The organism is Rhizobium sp. CCGE531, assembly GCF_003627795.1.
Taxonomy (GTDB): domain Bacteria; phylum Pseudomonadota; class Alphaproteobacteria; order Rhizobiales; family Rhizobiaceae; genus Rhizobium.
Genome location: NZ_CP032687.1, coordinates 453077 through 472356, shown reverse-complemented (window position 1 = coordinate 472356; position 19280 = coordinate 453077). Strand labels below are relative to the sequence as shown.

Sequence of the window (19280 nt, the reverse complement as noted above, 5' to 3'; positions counted from 1 at the left end):
GGTTATGCAGCCGCTGACCATTGAGACCGTTTTGCCGCAACAGCGGCTGCAACGGCTGAGAAACGAGTTCGTTGCTTCATTGAAACCCCAGACCCACCAGATTCGTTGTTATCGGCACAGGTATCGCCAACCGAAATCACCAGCATTTCGTGCGCTTTGAAGATATTGGGGAAAGGTCGCGCAGTTTCTCCACGATCCCTGGCAGCACTTCAAACACCCGGTTGACATCCTCCTCGCAGTTATAGCGTGAAAAGGAGAAGCGTATCGCCCCGCGTGCGCCCCGGATGCCCATGGCTTCTAGGACATGGCTCCGCTCCAAGGAGCCAGAGGAACAGGCGGAGCCGGAGGAGCAGGCGATGCCGTCACGATTGAGCAGAGACTGTATGGCCTCGCCATCGATGCTATCGAAGGCAATGTTTGCAGTATTGGGCAACCGCTCCAGCGGATCACCGGTGACGAAGGCGTCGGGAATGCGCTCAAGAAGTCCCTGCTCCAATCGGTCGCGGAGCAGCTTCACCCGTGTGGTTTCGTCGTCCATGCACCCTAAGGCCAGTTCGGCCGCCTTGCCAAGACCTACAATTCCGGGCGTATTCTCCGTGCCCGCACGTCGGTCGCGCTCCTGATGCCCTCCCTTAATTAGCGAGGAGAAAGGCACACCCCGCCTTACATACAGTGCGCCGATACCTTTCGGCCCATGTAGTTTGTGACCGGAGAGCGACAGCATGTCGATAGCGGTCGACTTCAGGTCCATCGGAAGCCTGCCGACGGCCTGCACTGCGTCCGTATGGAAAAGTGCGCCGACTTTCTTGGCCATCTCGGCAAGCTCAGCCACCGGGAATATCGTACCCGTCTCGTTGTTCGCCCACATGATCGAAACAAGTGCCACGCGAGCGGAAAGGGCCTTGCCGTAGGCGTTAAGGTCGAGTCGGCCATGGTGATCCACCGGAATTCTATGCACTTTGACGCCGCGCGTCTTCTCAAGATGGGTGCAGAGCGTCAACACTGCCGGATGCTCGACTGCCGAGGTGACGATCTCCGTACGCTCGGGCATCACGTCGAGCCCGGAAAGGATCGCCGTATTGTCGCTTTCGGTCCCGCCTGAGGTGAAAATGAGCTCATGGTCGAACTGCGCACCGATCAGAGCTTGCAACTGACGACGCGCCGCTTTCATCACGGCGCCGGCAGCGGCGCCAATGTCGTGCATCGACGAAGCGTTGCCAAACTGACCTGTAAAGAACGGCAGCATCGCCTGGAGAACCTGGGCGTCGACATGCGTCGTCGCGTTATTGTCGAGGTAGATAGGCCTCAAGATACTCCTCCGCTTAGTCGAAATGACATGAGGCTCACGAACTGGCGCCGAGCCCGCTGGGACGCGGCGCCAGAGGAGTACTCCTCGACCGCCTCATTAAAAGCCTGCCAGGCGTTCTCCCGGTTTCTGGCACTCGGCGGACTCGCCGCGGGCGCACGTTTCCGACGCGTTATGATTGTCGAGGAGAAAAACCAAGCAAATCCGTGAGGCATACAGGGTCAGGCCGGTGACAGACAGATCAGGACCGTGATTTAGCCGCACCCGTTTCAATGACAGCATCGGGCTCACGCGGCCCGCTCTCCGGGCCCACAAGGAATCTCAGACCGACGAGCCCCGAAAGAGCATCCTTCAATGCGAGGATGGCATTATTCTGTGAGTGTAATCATTGCATCGTAGTCTTGGCTCCGAGACGCATTTGCGAACGAGGATGCACGCAGCGTGCCAACGAGAAAACCATTCTAATCAAGATGAAAGCTCAAACACCGTTTTGTCGTATGTCTGACATTTGTCGACGATCGGACAATGCAAATGCGGATCGAAAGGCACGAATTGGGTAAGGCGCTCCTAAGGATTTGATCGCCCAGGCTAGGAGGTGGTGCGTTGCTGCAATGGGAGACCGTAAGCTCGCATTTTGTTGTATAGGCTCTTGCGCGATATCCCGAGGTAGCGCGCAGTTTCCCCGCGGCGGAAACGATGCCGCTGCAAAGCGTCAAGGATCCACTCCCGTTCGTCCGCCGAGTGCGGCTGAGGCTGGGATGAGGTACCAAGCGGAGGCAGACACTCGGCTTGGATCCAGTCGCCCTCGCAATTCATGGCAGCAGTCTCCAATACAGACCGTAGCTCACGGACGTTTCCGGGCCATCCATATGTCATAAGAATGCGGTAAGCTGAGTGGTCAACTGATAGCTTTCGGCTACGACGATCTTTTCTAAGTTCTTGAAGGAAGTGTTCCGCAAGAAGTGGCAGGTCTTCGAGGCGGTCACGCAAATCGGGGATGAACACGTGTCCAGGAGACAGACGCGACGCTAGCGAAGGTATCAAAAGCCCGCTTGAGCCCAACTGGGATAGTGTTTGCTTCGACGTCAGGATTAGGCGGCCCTCGAAGCGCCCTCTCTCGTTATCCCCGAGACGGGGACAAATGCCTGTCTCAATCACTTCCACCAGTCGTTCCTGAGCGTCGATGCATAGGCATTCGACGTTCTCGATCAGCAAGGTGGCCTTCGGATGGTATTGCAGCAGCCCAAGCGCCTTCTTTCCGCGCTCCGTTTGGACGGAGCCGAAAAGCGATACACCGCTTGCGTCGACTGGGCCGACATTGATTAGCTTGGTCCCGGAGCGTCTGGCCGCCTCATGAATGCCTCGCCCCAAGAGCTTTTTGCCTGTTCCGGCTCCGCCGGTAATCAGAACCGGCAGCGTCGATGCCGCAAGCTTTTCGATGCGTTGCTTGATTTGCTGAATAGAGGGTGACCGCCCGACGATTGAATATTCGCGCTGCGCATGCTCGAGTTGGCGCTCCAATTCATCAATTCGCTTTTGCAACGTGCCGACGGATTTAAAGGCGGACGTAATCTGCTCCATAGAGGCTTCGAGAGGCACTCGATCAATGGTAGAGCCGCCGATGTATCCGTCTGCCTTGGATACCGCCGATACCTCATACATTTGGTCCGGACTGACGATGGGACCGCCCTCTAGAACACAAAGAGTCTCTTGTGAAATGCTGCGTATCCGACGGAAGACAATCTTTGCATACTCGGCCGCCTGAGTGAGGCTGAGCCCAGTGCGACTCCCAACGGTTCCTCCGACGTTCCAGCCGAGATTGAGGTTGATGATGTCCACACCGGCCTCAGCGGCCTGCTGAGCCTCTGTTACTGTTCGAACATAGGCGAGAGTCGCCATGTTTCTTCTCTGGGCGGCACGGAGCATTTCAAGTTCACGCTGGAATCCCAGCCCTGCGCGCTCGATGTTGGTGCGAAAGCGTCCATCAAGGAAGACGGACGTGGGGAAGTTAACGATCCCGCCGAAGCCCGCATCTGCGATCCTTTCCAGTTCAGTCTCTATCGGGCGGCGGGGATCGAACGCACAAGCTCCGAAGAAAACCGGTATTTTGGCGAACGGCAGGATCTCTGATTGGGCGAAATCCAAGACGAAGTCATTGCTGCTTCGCAATGCGAGCAGGGAAAAAATTGAGGGCGCCCCCATGCTACGCAAACGGCCGGCGTTCAGTGCGAGTATAAAGTCGGCGCCACCTCGCGAGGCAGCCTGGGCGGCCAATCCTGTGCCGATTGCAGCGCCCACGAGAGTGGTGTTAGGTTTGTTGAGGGCAGCTTTAAGGGTCGCGACAATATCGGCTCTTGCGAGTGCGCGAGCTGACGACGAAGTTAGCGATTCCGAAGCGTGAACGACAAGCTCAGCCATTGTCAGGCCAATCTACAGCTTATTGAGGCTCGATCGAAGCCCCCTGCCAATAGGATTGGAGGAATTCCTGTACTTTCACCGGCTGGTCCAGTCGCGCGCTTTCGATGGCCGAGAACACTAGCGCAACAGACTGCAGGTTGTCCCAGACACTGGTTGCCATGGGCGGGCCGCCGTCGAGCCACTGGCAGAATTGCTCGATCAAAAGTGAATTCTGCCACTTCTGGCCCGGTAGCAGCGACACTTGCTGACCTTTTCCCTGACGGCTCGTATGTCGAAGTCGCATCGGATAGCGGTGGAATACCTCGATCTCACGGTGGTCGAGAATAGCCGTCCCGGTTTCCCCCTCCACCCGAAAATATTCGAATGTCCAGTCGTTAAGGCCCGTGGCTTGTGCCGACGATCCTTCATACACACCACGAGCGCCGTTGCCGAAGTCCATCAATACTATGGCGTCTGTGTCGCCCTTGTAATCCGCCCATTCTGGCTTCCAAGTTCGGGCATAAATCGACGTGCAGGGTGCTCCGGCTAGATCGGCGATGATATCCAGGTGATGCACGGCACCCTCGATTAGCATAGGATGTATCATCTCATGGCGAAAACGCCCCCAGGAATCATAAACACGGAAGTCGCCGGCGAACCGACATGACACCGTATTGACGCGGCCGATGGCGTCCGCAGCGACGAGCGCCCTCAGCGTCGATTTATCCTGATCAAACCGGTGGCTCATTGTGACGCCCATCTTTAAGCCCGCCGCTCGTACCTTTTCAGCGATACGGACGGAAGCCTCCATGGTGTCGGCGATCGGCTTCTCGGACAGAATATGCATGCCGCGGGCGAGCGCCAGGTCGACGATTCCCTCATGCAGAGCGGGCGGGATGACGATGGTGCAGAAGTCGGCGTCGACCGTCTGGAAGGCCTGTGCGGCCGAGGTGAAACACTGTCCCGCCTCCAAGTGGAGATGCTTCCGGCCGGTTTCGAGCGCTTTGGCATCGATGTCCACGAGGCCGGCAACCTCGATCGTTCCGTCAACCACATTCGGCGGCAGGAACGTGTCGCACCAGCGCTCTCCGAAGCCGCCGGCGCCGATATGCAGGACCCTATACGTCATGAAATTCACCTCCAGATGAGCAGGACTTGGCGCGCACGGTCAGACGCGCTCCTGGCGAATATCGGCAGGCCCGTGCGTGTGCTCCCAGAGGTGACCGAAACGCTTCCTTCCTTCGAGCGTCGTCTCGAAATACGCACCCTTCACGTCAGCCCGAACCTCAGGAAGATCGTGATGGTATCCCATGCCGATGGCAACGCAATCGCCGACCTCGACCTCGAAGCTGCGCGCGCCGACGACGACGGTACCCGCCCCCTCGATGATCACCCAGTACTCGTCGCAGTCGTGATAGTGGGAATCGAAATTGGTCGACTTCGGGTAGCTGACCGGATCGCCTTTCACCTGAATGAGCGAGTCCGGAGCAAGCTTGAACACGCCGCACCCGCCCAGTTCATTACCCCAGCGGCCGTAGAAAACGATGACCTGGGCGGTGCCGTCGCCGGAATCCACGGTGAAGGGGCCGTCCGCCGCATCCATATCGGCGAACTGACCTTCGCTGAAGACCTGCGCTCCCTTTGCGCCGGTCAGCCGGCACGATCCGCGCGTGACGAGCAGGCGCTGCTTTTGAGCCGTTATCGGAACCGGCCGCGGCTGGTCGGAAAGATCGGCGAACTCAAATGAGGTGAGTTCGCACCAGCCGGGCGGCTGATCTCCACTTTTAAAGACCGACATCTTCCTGTCTCCTCTTCCGTCAGGCGCTCTTGCGCCGGATTGCCTTGAAGGCGCGCGTCTGCGACTTGATCGCGTCCTCGGTCGGCAGCCGCTCCATGCTGCTCGCCCCATAGAAGCCGTGGCATCCTGGGCAGGCATCGAGCATGCAGCGGGCATCCTCCGGATTGGCGATCGGGCCGCCGTGGCAGAGGATGATGATGTCTTCGCGGACCTCTCTTGCCGCTTTGATGCACTGATTGATCAGAGTGACGCAGTCCTCCATCGATTTGCCCGTCTGTGCGCCGATTGCGCCGCCCGTCGTCAATCCCATATGGCAGACGAGGATATCGGCGCCGGCGTTCGCCATCGCGATCGCGTCCTCCGGGCTGAACACGTAGGGCGTCGTCAAGAGATCGAGCCGGTGCGCCTCGGCAATCATCTCGACTTCCTGGGCATAACTCATGCCCGTCTCTTCGAGGTTCTGGCGGAAGAGCCCGTCAATCAGGCCCACGGTCGGGAAGTTCTGGACGCCGGCAAAGCCAATCTCCTTGAGTTCACGCAGGAAGGTCGACATGACGACGAATGGATCCGTGCCATTGACGCCCGCGAGCACTGGGGTGCGTCTGACGACCGGCAAGACCTCGCTCGCCATCTCCACGACGATCTGGTTGGCGTTGCCATAGGCGAGAAGGCCGGCAAGCGAGCCGCGGCCGGCCATGCGATAGCGGCCGGAATTGTAGATCACGATGAGGTCGATATCGCCGGCTTCCTCGCTCTTGGCGGACAGGCCCGTACCGGCGCCGCCGCCGATGATCGGCTCGCCGGCCCAGATCTTCTTGTGGAAATGCTCGAGCAGCTCAGAACGAGTGGGACGCTTGGCAAAGATATCAGTGCTCACGAAGGGCCTCTTTGAAGTTAGTGACGAGGAGTTCCGCAAATTGCGGGTCGTTGATGTGGAGGGGGACGCGGATCAACTGCCGCGTGCCAGCGCACCGTAACGTGCGTTCGAGCGCCGAAAACAGCGCGGCGTCGGCTTGTGGGTCGTGGAAGGGTTGACCGGGCGCATCGATCGCCGAGACGCCCAACTCCGGAATCAGGAAGCGCACCGGTCCCTCGCAAAGGTTCAACCGCTCACCGATCCACTCGCCGATCCTGTCGCACTCCTCCGGGGTCGTGCGCATCAGCGTGACCTGGGGATTGTGCACGTGCAGGCGGCGCGCGTGAAACTGGCTGGGGACCGTGTCAATGGCGCCGAAATTGACCATGTCGAGCGCGCCGCAGGAGCCGACATAGGGCAGTCTGGTCCGGGCGAAGGCGCCGAAGCGGTCGGCCGTGCAGGGGAAGACACCGCCCACGAGATAATCACAGACCTCGGTCGTGGAGACATCGATGCCGCCGACGAGCAGACCGGAATCGGCGAGCTTCTCGAAGGATTGCCCGCCGGTGCCCGTAGCGTGGAACACCAGGCAGTCGAACTCGGCTTCCAGCGCCCGGGTGACTGCCTGGACGCAAGGGGTGGTGACCCCGAACATGGTCAGGCCGATCGCCGGCCGCTCATCGGCCGCGATGCCAGTCGGCTTGTTGAGCACCATACCGGCCACGGAATGGGCGGCGTTGGCGAGAACGACGCGTGAGATACGGTTCAGTCCCGAGACGTCCGTCACCGAATACATCATGCTGATATCGGTCGGTCCGACATAGGGGGCGACATTGCCTGAAGCGACGGTGGAGACGAGCACCTTCGGCGTGCCGATCGGCAGCGCGCGCATGGCAGGGGCGATCAGCGCCGTGCCGCCCGTTCCGCCCGCGCCGATGATACCGTCAACGTCCGGACGGGAGCGTAAAAACGCTATCAGCGCCTCAGACATGGCGGCGACCGCTTTGCCGCGGTCCTTGAGCGCCTCGGCCTTCGGAGAGTTCGGATGAAAACGCGCCACCTCCGATGGTTGAACGTCCACATCGGCGGCCTCCTTGTGAAACTCCGATACCGAGACATCGACCAGAACTGCGTCACAACCGGCGTCGCGGATAAGGTCGCGTAGATAGCGCAACTCGCCGCCCTTGGTGTCGCAGGTACCCACCACATAAACTGTGTTCATTGTTCTACTCCTGACCGGCGCTCCGTCGGCCTTTTCACCTCAGCAAAAACCTAGCCGCCGAGCCTGCCGCAAATCAATTGGCGCGGCCGGACGTTTTGGGTAGAATTGGGTAACCGTTTCGCAGGACCAAGATGCATTCTTCTTCTCTTCGCCCCGTCGACATCGTAACCCGCCTTGCGGCGATCCCCCATCGCGAGCCACAGGCCGTCTCCATCTTTTGCCCTTCGTGCGATGGGCTGGCGAGCAGCGCTTACGACAGCCTGGTGCTGCTTCCGGTCCACGACGCCAACGGGCGCCTTCTCGCGGAGATCACGAACGGGTTCCCACGAGTGGACCAGATTTTTGCCGGCGTGCTTGCGCTCGACCCGTTCCGCCGCCACGTCGACATCCTGAAGGCGCTAGAGACCGCCGGGTGCACTGGCGTCGTCAATTTCCCGAGCGTTACTGCGATCGACGGCGAAATGCGGGTCGGTCTCGAGGACTTTGGATACGGCGCGGCGACCGAAATCAATCTGCTGCGGGCGGCGGTCGCGAATAGGTTCAGCGCCCTCGCAGTGGTCGATAGTTTTGGCATGGCACAAGAAGCCGTCGCCATCGGTGTCAGTGGACTAATTGCAGCACGGCATGCGACTGACGCTATGCTCGCAGAGCTAACGGAGCTTGCGCATGAGACCACGCTCGGGCTGTTTCGCCTTCCTGACGCCATCGACGAGACTTGAACGCGAATTCAGTTGGTAATCCGCATCCCGGAATCAGGATCGAAGAGATGCGCGCATCCGGGTTTGGGTGTGAGCCAGATTTTCTCGCCCGGCCGTACATCGACCCGATCCCGCAGGACGGCGATGATCTCCCGGCCTGCCACCGTGACGTAGAGCTGCGTTTCCGAGCCGGTCGGCTCCACGACTACGACCTCCGCCGGAATGCCTGTTTCTCCGAGCTGTAGGTGCTCCGGTCGAATGCCGTAGGTCACCTGCGAGCGTCCCGCAAGCCCCATACCGCCACCGATCGGCAGGTCGACGCCTTCGGGGGTCTTCAGCACCGAATTGCTTGCAGAGGCGATCCTGGCGGGCAGGAAGTTCATCGCCGGCGACCCGATAAAGCCGCCTACGAAGAGGTTGACCGGTCGATCGTAGAGTTCAAGTGGCGTGCCCATCTGCTCTACCCTACCGTCATTCATGACCACGATCTTGTCGGCCATGGTCATGGCCTCGATCTGATCGTGGGTCACATAGACGGTGGTAATCTTCAGCCGCTGGTGCAAGGCCTTGATCTCGGCCCGCATCTGCACCCTGAGCTTGGCGTCGAGATTCGACAACGGCTCGTCGAACAGGAAGACCTGTGGATCGCGCACGATTGCCCGCCCCATCGCAACCCGTTGACGCTGGCCGCCAGAAAGGGCGCGGGGATAGCGGTCTAGTAAACTGCCGAGACCGAGGATCGCCGCGGCCTTGTCGACGCGTTCATCAATCTCCGCCCGTGGTCTTTTGCGGAGCTTCAGCGCAAAGCCCATATTCTCGGCGACCGTCATATGGGGATAGAGCGCGTAGTTCTGGAAGACGATCGCCATGTCGCGCTCTTTGGCGGGACGGTCATTGATCACCTCTTTCCCCATCAGGAGCTCGCCGCCGGAAATTTCCTCCAGCCCCGCCAGCATGCGTAAGAGGGTGGACTTGCCGCATCCTGAGGGCCCGACCAGCACGACAAACTCCCCGTCCTCGATCCGGAATGAAAGTTGAGGGATGACTGTCAGAGCGCCGTAGCGCTTGGTCACATTGTGGATAGTCACATCAGTCATAATCTGCTGGCCTTTCTGTGAATCTGTTCAGCCCTGCCTGTCATTTGACGGATCCCATGGTGAGGCCTTGCACCAGATAACGCTGCATGATGAAGGCGAAGATGATAACAGGCGTCGAGACAAGCAGCGCGGCAGCGCCCACCGCATCCCATTGCACGCCGTACTGGGTCCTGAAGCCGAGCATCGCGAGCGGCGCCGTCGGACTGACCGAAGTGGTCAGAATCAGCGCAAAGAGAAACTCGTTCCACACCCCGATGAATACGAACACCGACGTTGCCAGCATTCCTCCAAGCACCAGCGGCAGCATGATCGTCGTGAACACCTGCCATTCGCTGCAGCCGTCCGAGATCGCCGCCTCGCGCAGGCTCGGATGAACCTCCATGAAGAAGCTGCGCATTAGCCACATCGCAAAGGGAATGTTGACGGCGACGTTGATGACGACGAGCGCCTGGTAGGTATCGAGTTGATGTAAGCGCGTGGCAAGCAGGTAGACCGGCACACCGATCGCAATTCCCGGGATGATGCGGGCGATGAGAATTGCGACCAGCAGGACCCCGCTGCGCTTGCTAAGATGGGCAAGGGCATAAGCGGCGGGAGCCGAAACACCAATGACCAACAGGACGCTCGCCACGGTCACCACAGCACTGTTGAAGAGGTATTTCTGGAACCCGGTCACCTCAAAGAGGTGTCGGAACCCGTCGAGCGTCGGCTGGAAGATGATGCGTGGCGGAACAGAGATCGTGTCGACGCCATGCCGAAATCCGGTCAGCACCATCCACGTGTAGGGAAAAAGATATACAAAGGCGAGCGCGCACCAGAAGAGTGTCAGGAGCATCTTGCGTGTGGAGCGATTGGCCATGGTTGCAGCAATCATAGCTGACCTCCCTAGTGCCGGTTGACGCTAGCGCCACGGAACAGGCGCCAGATCAGCGGAGCGCTGATCAGAAGGACGAAAACGACATAGATCCAGGAGATCGCTGTAGTTCTGCCGATGTCGAAGACTTTAAATCCCGTGTTGTAGGCATAGACGCTCAGCGTCGTCGTGCTGTTTCCGGGCCCGCCCAGCGTCAACAGGAAGATTTTGTCGAAGTCGGCCATGACGCCGATTATGCGAAACGCAGCTGCAATCATGATGTAGGGCACAAGGTGCGGCAACGTCAGGTAGCGGAAGACCTGAAACGCATTGGCACCATCTGCCTGCGCCGCGTTTATCGTATCTCGGTCGAGCGACTGCAGGCCCGCCAGGATGATCAGCGTGAAAAATGGCGTCGACTGCCAGACATCCATGATGATGACGGACGCGAGCGCAAAGGTGAGACTGAGCCACGGCACAGGCTCGAAGCCGATGGTGCCGAGCAGATAGTTGAAGACGCCGGAATCCTGTTCGTAGAGCAGCTTCCAGAAAATGCCGACCACCGCGGGGGTGATCACCATGGGGATCAACATCAGGGAGCGAAATAGTCCCCGGCCGAAGAATTCCATGTTCAGGAGCACCGCAAAGAGGATGCCGAGGGCGCATTCCAGACTGACCGCCACGACAGCGTAGATCAGCGTCACGCGGATCGCGGCCCAAAATTCGCTACTGCCAAGCACGTCGGTGTAGTTGAGAAGCCCGATGAAGTCCTGGTCGCTGCCAGGTAAGACGAGGGACCAGCCCGTGAAGCTGTAGTAGAACGAATAAACGAGCGGCACGCCCACCACGAGCAGCATGATTGCCGCGGCCGGCAGCGTAAACCAGAACACCGAACTCATACGGATGCGCCGCCGCCGGGGCACCACTCTATCGCCGATCATTGTTTGTGAAATTGTCATCAACTAACCACCACGGATTTGCCGTTGTAACAGGAGGGGCAGGCGGGAGGATCACCTGCCCCTCGCGGGAGCGCGGCTTCAAGTCTTGAGATAACCGCGGCGCCGCATGAACGACTCCACCTTGCCCTGCAGATCGCTAGCCGCCTGTTCCGGCGTCTTGATCTTCGCCACCGCCGCATTCACCTCATCATAGATCATGATGTGGATCTGCTCGGCTTCCTTGATCGGCGGATATTCGGCAACGTCGCCCTGTAAGCCGGCAAGGACGGCGGGGCGGTTCGGTGCCTGCTTGACTAGTTCCGGATCCTTAAGCGCTGAAATGCGGGCTGGGGCGCCTGCCATCAGGCCCATGCGACGAACAATGTCGGGTGATGTGAGCCAGGCAACATAGAGCTTAGCTGCATCCTTGGCACGGGAAGAATCATTTACACCCATCGCCCAGCCACCAAGCAGTGACGCCTGTGGCGTCGGCGACCAGGCGACCTTGTCGTGGACCTGGGATGTCTTCGGGTTAAGCAGATCGCCGAACGCTCCCGGCCACATCATCGATTGCGCGGCCTGACCCGTGGAGAGGCTGTTGAACATCTCCGGGAAATCCCATGTCAGATTGCCAGGCGGGCTGATTGGGGCAAGTTTCTCGACCAGGAATTTCATGGTCTTGACGCCGGCTTCGCTACCGAAGGTCGGCGCACCGGAGGGGTTGAAATATTCGCCACCCATCGACTTGAAAATCAAAATCCAGGTGACTGTCGTCTGAATGCCTTTGCCTGCCGGCATGGCATAGCCGAACTGGCCGTTGCCGACGAGCTTGACTCCGCGCTCTGCAACTTCGTCCCAGGTCTTCGGTCCGACGGCCGGGTCCAGTCCCGCAGCCTTGTAGGCATCCTTGTTCCAGACGAAAAGCGTAACGTCGCCGATCGTCGGTAGTCCGACAAGCTTGTCTTTGACGCGACCGTAGATGTCTAAGGCGCGCTTTGGGTAATCATCGAGGGCGAGGTCTGGAGCGCCGGGAATTTCGGTTGCGATGTTCGCGAGATCAGCGGAATAAGGTTCGATCTCATACTTCCACTGGTAGGCGAAGTTGAAGACGTCGAATGAGGCCGCGCCGCTGGTCAGATCGAGGATCAGCTTCTGGTACTGCTCATTGTAGGAAAGATTGACGTACTCAACCGCAACGCCGGTCGCCTCAGTGAATTCCCGGCTGATGTTTGCCATTGACTCCCAAACCGCGCCGGTCGAGGCGAGAGCACGAATCTTCTGCCCCGAATAGCTTTTCGGGAGCGGAGCAGCAGCGCTTTGTGCGAAAGCGCGGGTCAGACTGGTGCCGAGGAACGGCAAAGCCGCCAGCCCGGCGGTAAAGGCGCGACGTTTCATGTTCTCCTCCGTTTTGGAGCACTTGCGACCCCTCCGATCGCTTCTCCACTCGCTCCATGATGAAGGGCTTACGGCAGCCCCATATCTGGCGCAACGGCGACGAAGGCGGCGATTGGGTAATATTGGGTAAGCTCGCGATGACTCAGCTCTCGGGTTTAGACCAAGTGCCGTTCGACCCTGGCCTGGACTCGATTCGATGCTGGACAAGTCGATCGTAGGAAACTTCAAACAAGCGACACCCGCTGTCGATTTTGTCAAGTCGGCGACACTGCGCTGCCCAGCAGCGTTCCTGCCGCCACTCATACCCGTCACTGAACGATGTGCAGAAAGTCTCCCCCCCTCGTTTCGCACAGTTGGCACGAGTCTTGATGCTCTTTTGTCGCAATGCGTCTGGAGTACGGACCTGTGGTCATCTCTTGGGTGATGTCTCGGTCGATAAAAAGAGGCAAAAGCATCATGTTAGGTCCGCGTCACGCTCGCCGCACTTTGGATCCTTATCGGGAGCTCCGCCCTGAGGACGTTCGCCTCTCTGATGATGTCGCGGTGATTGGTGAGGGGAAGATGCTCGATCTGGACTGCTTTGATCGCCAGCTGCCTTTGGTTTGTGACTTGGACGGCACTCTGATACAAACAGACAGCCTTCATGAGAACTTCTTTGAAGCCGTCTTTCATTCGCCGCAGCAGTTGCTCCGCGTCGTTCCAAGCTGGTTCAAGGGTCGCGCAGCCTTGAAGCAAACGCTGGCGAACATTCGTTCGATTGAGCCGCGGGTACTTCCTTATCGTGAAGAGATATTGGAATTGATACGTTGCGCGAAAGCCGACGGACGTAAAACTTATCTCGTGACGGCAGCAGATCAGAGCATTGCGGATAACGTCATTTGTTATCTTGGCAGTTTCGACGGTGCGAAGGGCAGTAATGGCTCATCGAACATGAAAAGCCGCCACAAGCTGAAATGGCTTCAGCAGAGCTTCCCTCAGGGTTTCATTTATGCGGGCGACAGTGCCGCCGACCTGCCGATCTGGGAGACCGCTTCCGGCGCCGTTCTGGTTGGCAACGGGGTGAAATACGCACGCCAGCTCCGCGAGGCTGGCGTCGAAGTCAGGACGATCAATCCCGAGAAAAGCAATCCGGTGAAAGATTGGCTGTCTGAACTTAGAGTTCACCAGTGGTCAAAAAACGTGCTGATTTACGTTCCCTTGTTTCTCGCCCATCTTGCTGGCGACTTCTATGCCGAGCTGAAAACGGCAGTCGCCTTTCTCGCCTTCAGCCTGATTGCTTCGGCAACCTATATCGTCAACGATTTGGCTGATCTGAAGGCGGACCGGGCGCACGCAACCAAACGCTTCCGGGCGATTGCCGCAGGAAAAATCAGCGTTATGAACGGTTTCTTGGTGAGCATGATTATGCTGGCCGCGGGCTTTGGGATCGCGTTGCTTTTGCACCCTCAATTCGCGCTCGCTGTTGCAGTCTATCTCGCGCTGACATTAGCCTATTCATTCCGCCTGAAGCGTTATGCGTTGCTCGATGTGACGGTCATCGGCATGTTGTTCACAATGAGAATTGTCATGGGTCAGGTGCTGCATGATTTGGCATTCTCGCCTTGGCTTTTGTCCTTTTCAGCCATGTTCTTTTTGTCGCTTTCGCTGGCAAAACGCCATGTGGAAGCAATGCGCGCATGGTCAAAAGGGAAGGGCACCATCAAAGGGCGCGGATATCTGCCCAATGATTGGCCGCTCACCCTGGGCTATGGCATTGCTTCGGCCGCGGCTTCGATCGTTATCATGCTGCTTTTCATTGCCCTCGAAGCCCAAGGGACGCAACCATATGGCGAACCAGAATGGCTCTATGTTGCGCCGGCGGGCGTGTTCATATGGTTGCAAAGGATCTGGCTCCTAAGCCATCGCATGGATTTGCACGACGATCCAATTGTTTTTGCGCTCCGGGATAAGATCAGCTTGTTCATCGGCGCCATCATTGCATTGGCGTTTGGGCTGGCTTTGTAAAATAAGGCGTTGCCAAGATGCAAGAGACGAGACTGATACGCCTGAATGCGCCTCTCGTACTCCTGACCGGAGCTGCCGGCTGGTTGGGCGGCCGCGTGGCGGCGGCGCTAACGACGGGTGTGCCGGAAGTGGGACTCCTCGCAACCGGTAGCTTTCGGGTGAGGGCGTTAGTTCCTGTGGGAGATGACGTATCGCAGTTGCGCGAACAGGGCCTGGAGATCGTGACAGGCGACATCCGGAACATGGAATCTGTGCGAAAATTCGTGGCCGGCGCCGAGGGCGCCGTATTGATCCACATGGCCGGCGTCATTCATCCCAGGACGGTTGCGCAGTTTGAAGCGATCAACACACAGGGCACGATCAATCTGGTCACGGCAGCGCAAAAAGCAGGCGTGCGGCGCGCTGTCGTCATGTCATCGAATTCGCCGCTCGGCTCCAATCCACACCCCGACCATAGGTTCACGGAGGAAAGCCCTTATAACCCTTGGGGTGGGTATGGCCGCTCCAAGATGATGATGGAAAAGGCAGTGCGTGCGGAAATTGCTGCTGGCAGCCCGATGCAAATTGTCATCGTCCGCGCGCCGTGGTTTTACGGTCCCAACCAGCCGCCAAGGCAAACGCTCTTTTTCAAGATGGTCAAGGACGGCAGGTTTCCTATCGTTGGATCGGGACGGAACCGCCGCTCGATGGGTTACACGGACAACCTCGCCCAAGGCGTCCTTCTTGCCGCAGCTCACGAGCAGGCGGCCGGAGAGATATTCTGGCTTGCAGACGAGACGCCCTACACCATGAATGAAATTATCGAGATCGTCGCAAAAGTACTGCGTGACGATTTCGGCATGACGGTCAAGCCTAACCAGTTCCATCTGCCGACCATCGTCGGCGACGTCGCAAGGATAGTGGATGTGACTCTCCAGCATGCGGGCATCTATTCCCAGCAAATCCATGCTCTGTCCGAAATGAACAAGACAATCGCCTGCGATATCACCAAAGCCAGAAGCGTTCTCGGTTACACACCCAAGATAGCGTTGCGCGAGGGTGTGCGACTTTCGATCGATTGGTGCCTCAAGCACGGTCAGTCAATTTAAAGCTCACCAAAGAATTCGGAGCCAACCATTGCTTGTACAAACTTCCTCCGTGATCTCCAGCGCACTTGTTTCAATGACCATAGGATATGCCATAGGACTGCCTGTTTCGAAGTACTTCGAAAGTAATATCCGGATGCGCTTGCTTATAGCCCCGGTCATTGGATTGGGAATATTCGGCGCTGCAGGTGTTTCCGTTTTTCACTTATTACCTTTGACCGCTACCAATCTGATCCTGATCGTTGTTGCCTTGTCCGCTGTCGCACTCTGGTTATCGAAAGGGGCCATTGAACCACTCTTGCGCTCGCCGACCAGTCCGGGCTTGTTCTGGTTGGTTGTTGCATTTCTCCTCTGTCTGTTGCCAACGTTCGCCATCATTCCGCAGCACTATGGTGAGAGCGCTGGCGTAGGTCATCCGATCTGGGATCATGTGAAAATTGCCATCGTAAATGAAATAGCTCAAAACGGGTTGCCTCCCGCTAATCCATTCTATTCCCAAGCAGAAATTCCCTACACTCTTATTTACTATTACGTCTGGCACTTCATCGCCGCATGTTCGTCCGTTGTCACAGGCGCGAGCGGCTGGGAGGCCGACATTGCGCTTACCGGCCTGACGGCATTGTTCTCGACGTTTGTCGTGGCGTGGCTGGCGGTTGCCCGAAGCAGTAGTGCGAATGCCGCATGGTGGGTACTCCCGCTCCTGCTCGCCGGTTCGCTCAAGTCAATCGTGCGATTTGCCTCCGGAAAGTGGATCGACACATGGATGGCACACGAACACGGACTCCAAACGTGGATCATTCAGGCTGCATGGGTACCCCAGCACCTATTTTCCGGAGCTCTGAGCTTGATTATCGTCCTGGCGTACTTGCGAATTTTATATTGTGACGCCGGGCGGAATCTGGTTCTCGCAGTATTCATGGGCGCGATGTTGGCTTCTGCCTATGGAAGCTCGATGTGGGCGGGCGGCTTCTCACTGCTATTGATATTACCCGTTGTGGGGGTGCTGGCAGTTCCGCATGTGCTAAGGGCCCATCGACTGCTGGAAGTTGCCATTTCACTTTCGGTCGCTGTTACCATAGCCGTACTCTGTGCGGGTGTCCTGGTTTATGAACAGTCCTTCCTAATACACGCGAGAAAAGCCGTGGCGTTTTGGGTTTTTCCGACATTTCTTGGCGGAAATTGGTTTTATGATGTTCCCGGATTTTGGGCTGTTTTGCTCCTTCTTGAATTCGGCATTGTATTTTTGTCATTTTTCATCTGGAGTGTCTCTATCGTTTCAGACGAAACGACCGGGCGTCCAGATATTGACCGCGCGATAATTGTCGCGGTGATTGCTCCGCTATTTTGCACACAGTTCCTTCACAGTGTCATTATGTATAATGATTTAGGATGGCGCGTCCTCATCCCGTCGCTACTTCTTATGACCGGGATGACTGCTGCACTTTTCTCCACACACTTCGGAGAACGCACGCTGGTCGGGGGCCTAACAACGATGACCGCAGTTATATTTCTAACGCCCTCAATTTTAGCTGGCGCCCAATGTGTATACGCGGCCAATTTCCAATTTCGAGTTGAAGGACCCGAGACAGAGGAGGGGATAGCTTTCAAGGCCTCTCCTGATATGTGGAAAGCTGTCCGTCAGGTCACTCCATCGGCTGAAGCAGTCGCCAATAACCCGCTTGATCTGGCAAGTGTAACACGGTGGCCGGGAAACATTGCCTGGGCGGTTTTGTCACGGAGACGAAATTGCGGAACGCCGCTGGGGCTTTTGCGCGCCTATGCTGCTCAACTCACACCAGAGCAAGCATCAGGCGTTTATCAATTCTTCGTGGATGCTTTCGAAGGCAATGCCACTGAAGATCGGCTTAGAGTTATGAAGGAAAAATACCTCTGTAAGACTCTGGTCGTCACGTCAAGAGATGGGTTGTGGGGCAAGCCGGTCCTGGACAACAATTCAGTTTACAAGCTTGTTTCCGAGGAAAAGGGCAAGTGGCGCATCTATCGATAATACGCCCTACTGGGAGTTCGCGCGCCGTGCCTGGCCAAAATCGTAAGGCTACTCAGCCTCAATATTTGATAACCTGCCTTGGTCTCAACCATGCGGGCTTCAGCGTCTTTCTCTTGCGGCTGATCGGGCGCGTTCTTGAACGGAATGACTAAGTGCCGCTTCTGCGACCCGGAATGCTAGGGCCATGATCGTCATTTGGGGGTTGACGCCGGGTGCCTCCGGAATGAGGCTGCCATCAGCGACAAAGACATTTTCGACGCCTCGCACGCGTCCGTAGCTGTCGACGGCGCAAACATCCCAATGCTCGCCCGGCGGGCAGCTGGAAAATAAGTGTACGGTCATCAGATTAGTCTGCCGTTTCGGCAGAGGATTGTGCCAGAATTCATGCACCTGATCAGGGGTTGTCCAGCCCTCATGACCGGATATGCTTGGGAAGACCTTACGGGCACCGGCCGCAAACATGACCTGGCCAAGACGGGTGAGAATCTGGCTCAAAGCAATCCAGTCCTCAGTGGTGAGTGTGAAGCGGACAAGTGGCTCATTGATACCCGAAAGAGATCTGACTGAGCCCACTCCGCGCGGTCGTATCATGCCGTAATATGAGCCGCAAAATCGCCAGTGCTGCATCAGGTCGCCGCGATTGATCCAGTCTTCCGCAAGCGAGAGGCCAAACAGCGCGGGCGTGAACACCGACCCGCCGATCCGCTGTTCCGGCATGAATTCGGTGATTGCTGTTAGCGGAAGGCGCGACTGATGTGCATCAACAGCCTCATCAAACAATGCCGTTGCCTTGATTGTCGGATGAACGCGGAGCGTATTGCCAATGCGTTCACGCAGGCCGGAGCGACGCAAGATCGCCGGTGTGTGAATTGCTCCTGCGCAGACAAACACCATGCCGGCCTTTACGCGTATCGAAAGACCCTGGCCATCCGCACCCCACGAGCGGGCGATGACTTCCGTGGCGCGTCCGTTGGCAAAGCGAATCTTGGCCACACGCGTTTGCACAAAAAGCCGCATGCCGCGGTCTATCGCCCGTGGCAGAAGGGTCATCGCCATGGACTGTTTGGCGCTGCTCCGACAAACAAAAGAACAATGATTGGCACCCTTGCAGCCACGCTGGCCCCGTTTCAGCTCCGACACTTCCCAGCCAAGCGCTTCGCCCCCTTGCCGCAAAATATCCGTGGCACGTCCGACCGGACCCGGAGTGAGACTTGCATTTACCGTCGCCTCGGCGCGCTGATAATATTGCGTCAATTCGTCCGGTGTAAAATTCTCGATCTTGTAGAGCTTACGCCATTGATCGATGAGGTCGCTATCGGCGCGTTGGGTAATGGCGCTGTTGATTTCTGTTCCTCCCCCAACGCATCGGCCTTCCGCATACGCTATCGGCGGTTGTCCAAACGCGGCGGTTAATCCTCCACTGCGCCAAGCTGCCCCGAGCGCTTCACTTGCGACCGGCGACGCCGATGATGATGAGACATGTTTGCCTTCTTCAAGCATGATCACTGACAAACCGGTAGCTGTCAGTACATCTGCCACGCTTGCACCGCCCGCACCGGAGCCAATAATAACCGCATCCGCTTCCAGGTGCAGCGCACTACTTGGGCGAAAACTGCCTCGCAT

General features: G+C 57.9%; 15 protein-coding genes. 4 read left to right on the top strand and 11 right to left on the bottom strand.

The window, feature by feature from the left end:
* Nucleotides 1-136: 136 nt before the first annotated feature.
* The 6 genes from nifS to CCGE531_RS32080 form a co-directional block, all read right to left on the bottom strand.
* The gene (gene nifS, locus CCGE531_RS32110) at nt 137-1309 is read right to left on the bottom strand and encodes a cysteine desulfurase NifS (protein ID WP_120670934.1); all 1173 of its coding nucleotides are present in this window, start codon (nt 1307-1309) and stop codon (nt 137-139) included.
* Between the two features lie 585 nt (nt 1310-1894).
* Nucleotides 1895-3724 carry a phosphoenolpyruvate hydrolase family protein gene (locus CCGE531_RS32100; protein WP_120670933.1) on the bottom strand — a complete coding sequence of 610 codons (1830 nt, stop codon included), beginning with the start codon at nt 3722-3724 and terminating at the stop codon, nt 1895-1897.
* Nucleotides 3725-3743: 19 nt separating this feature from the next.
* On the bottom strand, nt 3744-4832 hold the full coding sequence (locus CCGE531_RS32095) for a Gfo/Idh/MocA family oxidoreductase (RefSeq protein ID WP_120670932.1): 1089 nt from the start codon (nt 4830-4832) through the stop codon (nt 3744-3746).
* A 39-nt stretch (nt 4833-4871) separates the two neighbouring features.
* Complete coding sequence (locus CCGE531_RS32090) at nt 4872-5501, bottom strand: cupin domain-containing protein (RefSeq protein ID WP_120670931.1); 630 nt, start codon at nt 5499-5501, stop codon at nt 4872-4874.
* A gap of 19 nt (nt 5502-5520) precedes the next feature.
* Nucleotides 5521-6378, bottom strand: coding sequence for a phosphoenolpyruvate hydrolase family protein (locus tag CCGE531_RS32085; RefSeq protein ID WP_120670930.1), 858 nt, complete (start codon nt 6376-6378; stop codon nt 5521-5523).
* Nucleotides 6368-7579 (bottom strand): Tm-1-like ATP-binding domain-containing protein, encoded by a 1212-nt coding sequence (locus tag CCGE531_RS32080; protein ID WP_120670929.1) that lies wholly within the window; start codon nt 7577-7579, stop codon nt 6368-6370. Before CCGE531_RS32080 ends, CCGE531_RS32085 begins: the two co-directional genes overlap by 11 nt.
* Before the next feature lie 131 nt (nt 7580-7710).
* On the opposite strand from CCGE531_RS32080, the gene CCGE531_RS32075 reads away from it, so the two are divergent.
* Complete coding sequence (locus CCGE531_RS32075) at nt 7711-8298, top strand: phosphoenolpyruvate hydrolase family protein (RefSeq protein ID WP_120670928.1); 588 nt, start codon at nt 7711-7713, stop codon at nt 8296-8298.
* A gap of 8 nt (nt 8299-8306) precedes the next feature.
* Here the strand turns inward: CCGE531_RS32075 and ugpC are convergent, their stop codons facing one another.
* The 4 genes from ugpC to CCGE531_RS32055 form a co-directional block, all read right to left on the bottom strand.
* Nucleotides 8307-9374 (bottom strand): sn-glycerol-3-phosphate ABC transporter ATP-binding protein UgpC, encoded by a 1068-nt coding sequence (gene ugpC, locus CCGE531_RS32070; protein ID WP_120670927.1) that lies wholly within the window; start codon nt 9372-9374, stop codon nt 8307-8309.
* Between the two features lie 40 nt (nt 9375-9414).
* A complete protein-coding gene (locus CCGE531_RS32065; protein ID WP_120670926.1) occupies nt 9415-10248 on the bottom strand; it encodes a carbohydrate ABC transporter permease in 834 nt (277 codons plus the stop codon).
* Between the two features lie 11 nt (nt 10249-10259).
* Nucleotides 10260-11186, bottom strand: coding sequence for a sugar ABC transporter permease (locus CCGE531_RS32060; RefSeq protein ID WP_120670925.1), 927 nt, complete (start codon nt 11184-11186; stop codon nt 10260-10262).
* A 78-nt stretch (nt 11187-11264) separates the two neighbouring features.
* Nucleotides 11265-12560, bottom strand: a complete 1296-nt coding sequence (locus tag CCGE531_RS32055) for an extracellular solute-binding protein (protein ID WP_120670924.1) — start codon at nt 12558-12560, stop codon at nt 11265-11267.
* 561 nt (nt 12561-13121) lie between these two features.
* Between CCGE531_RS32055 and CCGE531_RS32050 the strand changes: the two genes are divergently transcribed.
* The 3 genes from CCGE531_RS32050 to CCGE531_RS32040 are packed head-to-tail and all read left to right on the top strand — an operon-like array spanning nt 13122 to nt 17657.
* A complete protein-coding gene (locus CCGE531_RS32050; protein ID WP_120670923.1) occupies nt 13122-14564 on the top strand; it encodes a UbiA family prenyltransferase in 1443 nt (480 codons plus the stop codon).
* A 17-nt stretch (nt 14565-14581) separates the two neighbouring features.
* On the top strand, nt 14582-15652 hold the full coding sequence (locus CCGE531_RS32045; RefSeq protein ID WP_120670922.1) for an NAD(P)-dependent oxidoreductase: 1071 nt from the start codon (nt 14582-14584) through the stop codon (nt 15650-15652).
* A 28-nt stretch (nt 15653-15680) separates the two neighbouring features.
* The gene (locus tag CCGE531_RS32040) at nt 15681-17657 is read left to right on the top strand and encodes a hypothetical protein (protein ID WP_245459570.1); all 1977 of its coding nucleotides are present in this window, start codon (nt 15681-15683) and stop codon (nt 17655-17657) included.
* Nucleotides 17658-17756: 99 nt separating this feature from the next.
* Here CCGE531_RS32040 and CCGE531_RS32035 read toward each other — a convergent pair whose 3' ends face one another.
* The gene (locus tag CCGE531_RS32035) at nt 17757-19280 is read right to left on the bottom strand and encodes a GMC family oxidoreductase (protein WP_120670920.1); all 1524 of its coding nucleotides are present in this window, start codon (nt 19278-19280) and stop codon (nt 17757-17759) included.

Bases quoted from the DNA above. Each gene is read 5' to 3' on its own strand.
- CCGE531_RS32090 (WP_120670931.1), bottom strand. From the start codon at position 5,501: ATGTCGGTCTTTAAAAGTGGAGATCAGCCGCCCGGCTGGTGCGAACTC.
- CCGE531_RS32075 (WP_120670928.1), top strand. From the start codon at position 7,711: ATGCATTCTTCTTCTCTTCGCCCCGTCGACATCGTAACCCGCCTTGCG.
- CCGE531_RS32100 (WP_120670933.1), bottom strand. From the start codon at position 3,724: ATGGCTGAGCTTGTCGTTCACGCTTCGGAATCGCTAACTTCGTCGTCA.
- CCGE531_RS32095 (WP_120670932.1), bottom strand. From the start codon at position 4,832: ATGACGTATAGGGTCCTGCATATCGGCGCCGGCGGCTTCGGAGAGCGC.
- CCGE531_RS32080 (WP_120670929.1), bottom strand. From the start codon at position 7,579: ATGAACACAGTTTATGTGGTGGGTACCTGCGACACCAAGGGCGGCGAG.
- CCGE531_RS32050 (WP_120670923.1), top strand. From the start codon at position 13,122: ATGCTCGATCTGGACTGCTTTGATCGCCAGCTGCCTTTGGTTTGTGAC.
- CCGE531_RS32055 (WP_120670924.1), bottom strand. From the start codon at position 12,560: ATGAAACGTCGCGCCTTTACCGCCGGGCTGGCGGCTTTGCCGTTCCTC.
- CCGE531_RS32035 (WP_120670920.1), bottom strand. From the start codon at position 19,280: ATGCGAGGCAGTTTTCGCCCAAGTAGTGCGCTGCACCTGGAAGCGGAT.
- CCGE531_RS32065 (WP_120670926.1), bottom strand. From the start codon at position 10,248: ATGATTGCTGCAACCATGGCCAATCGCTCCACACGCAAGATGCTCCTG.
- CCGE531_RS32060 (WP_120670925.1), bottom strand. From the start codon at position 11,186: ATGACAATTTCACAAACAATGATCGGCGATAGAGTGGTGCCCCGGCGG.
- ugpC (WP_120670927.1), bottom strand. From the start codon at position 9,374: ATGACTGATGTGACTATCCACAATGTGACCAAGCGCTACGGCGCTCTG.
- CCGE531_RS32045 (WP_120670922.1), top strand. From the start codon at position 14,582: ATGCAAGAGACGAGACTGATACGCCTGAATGCGCCTCTCGTACTCCTG.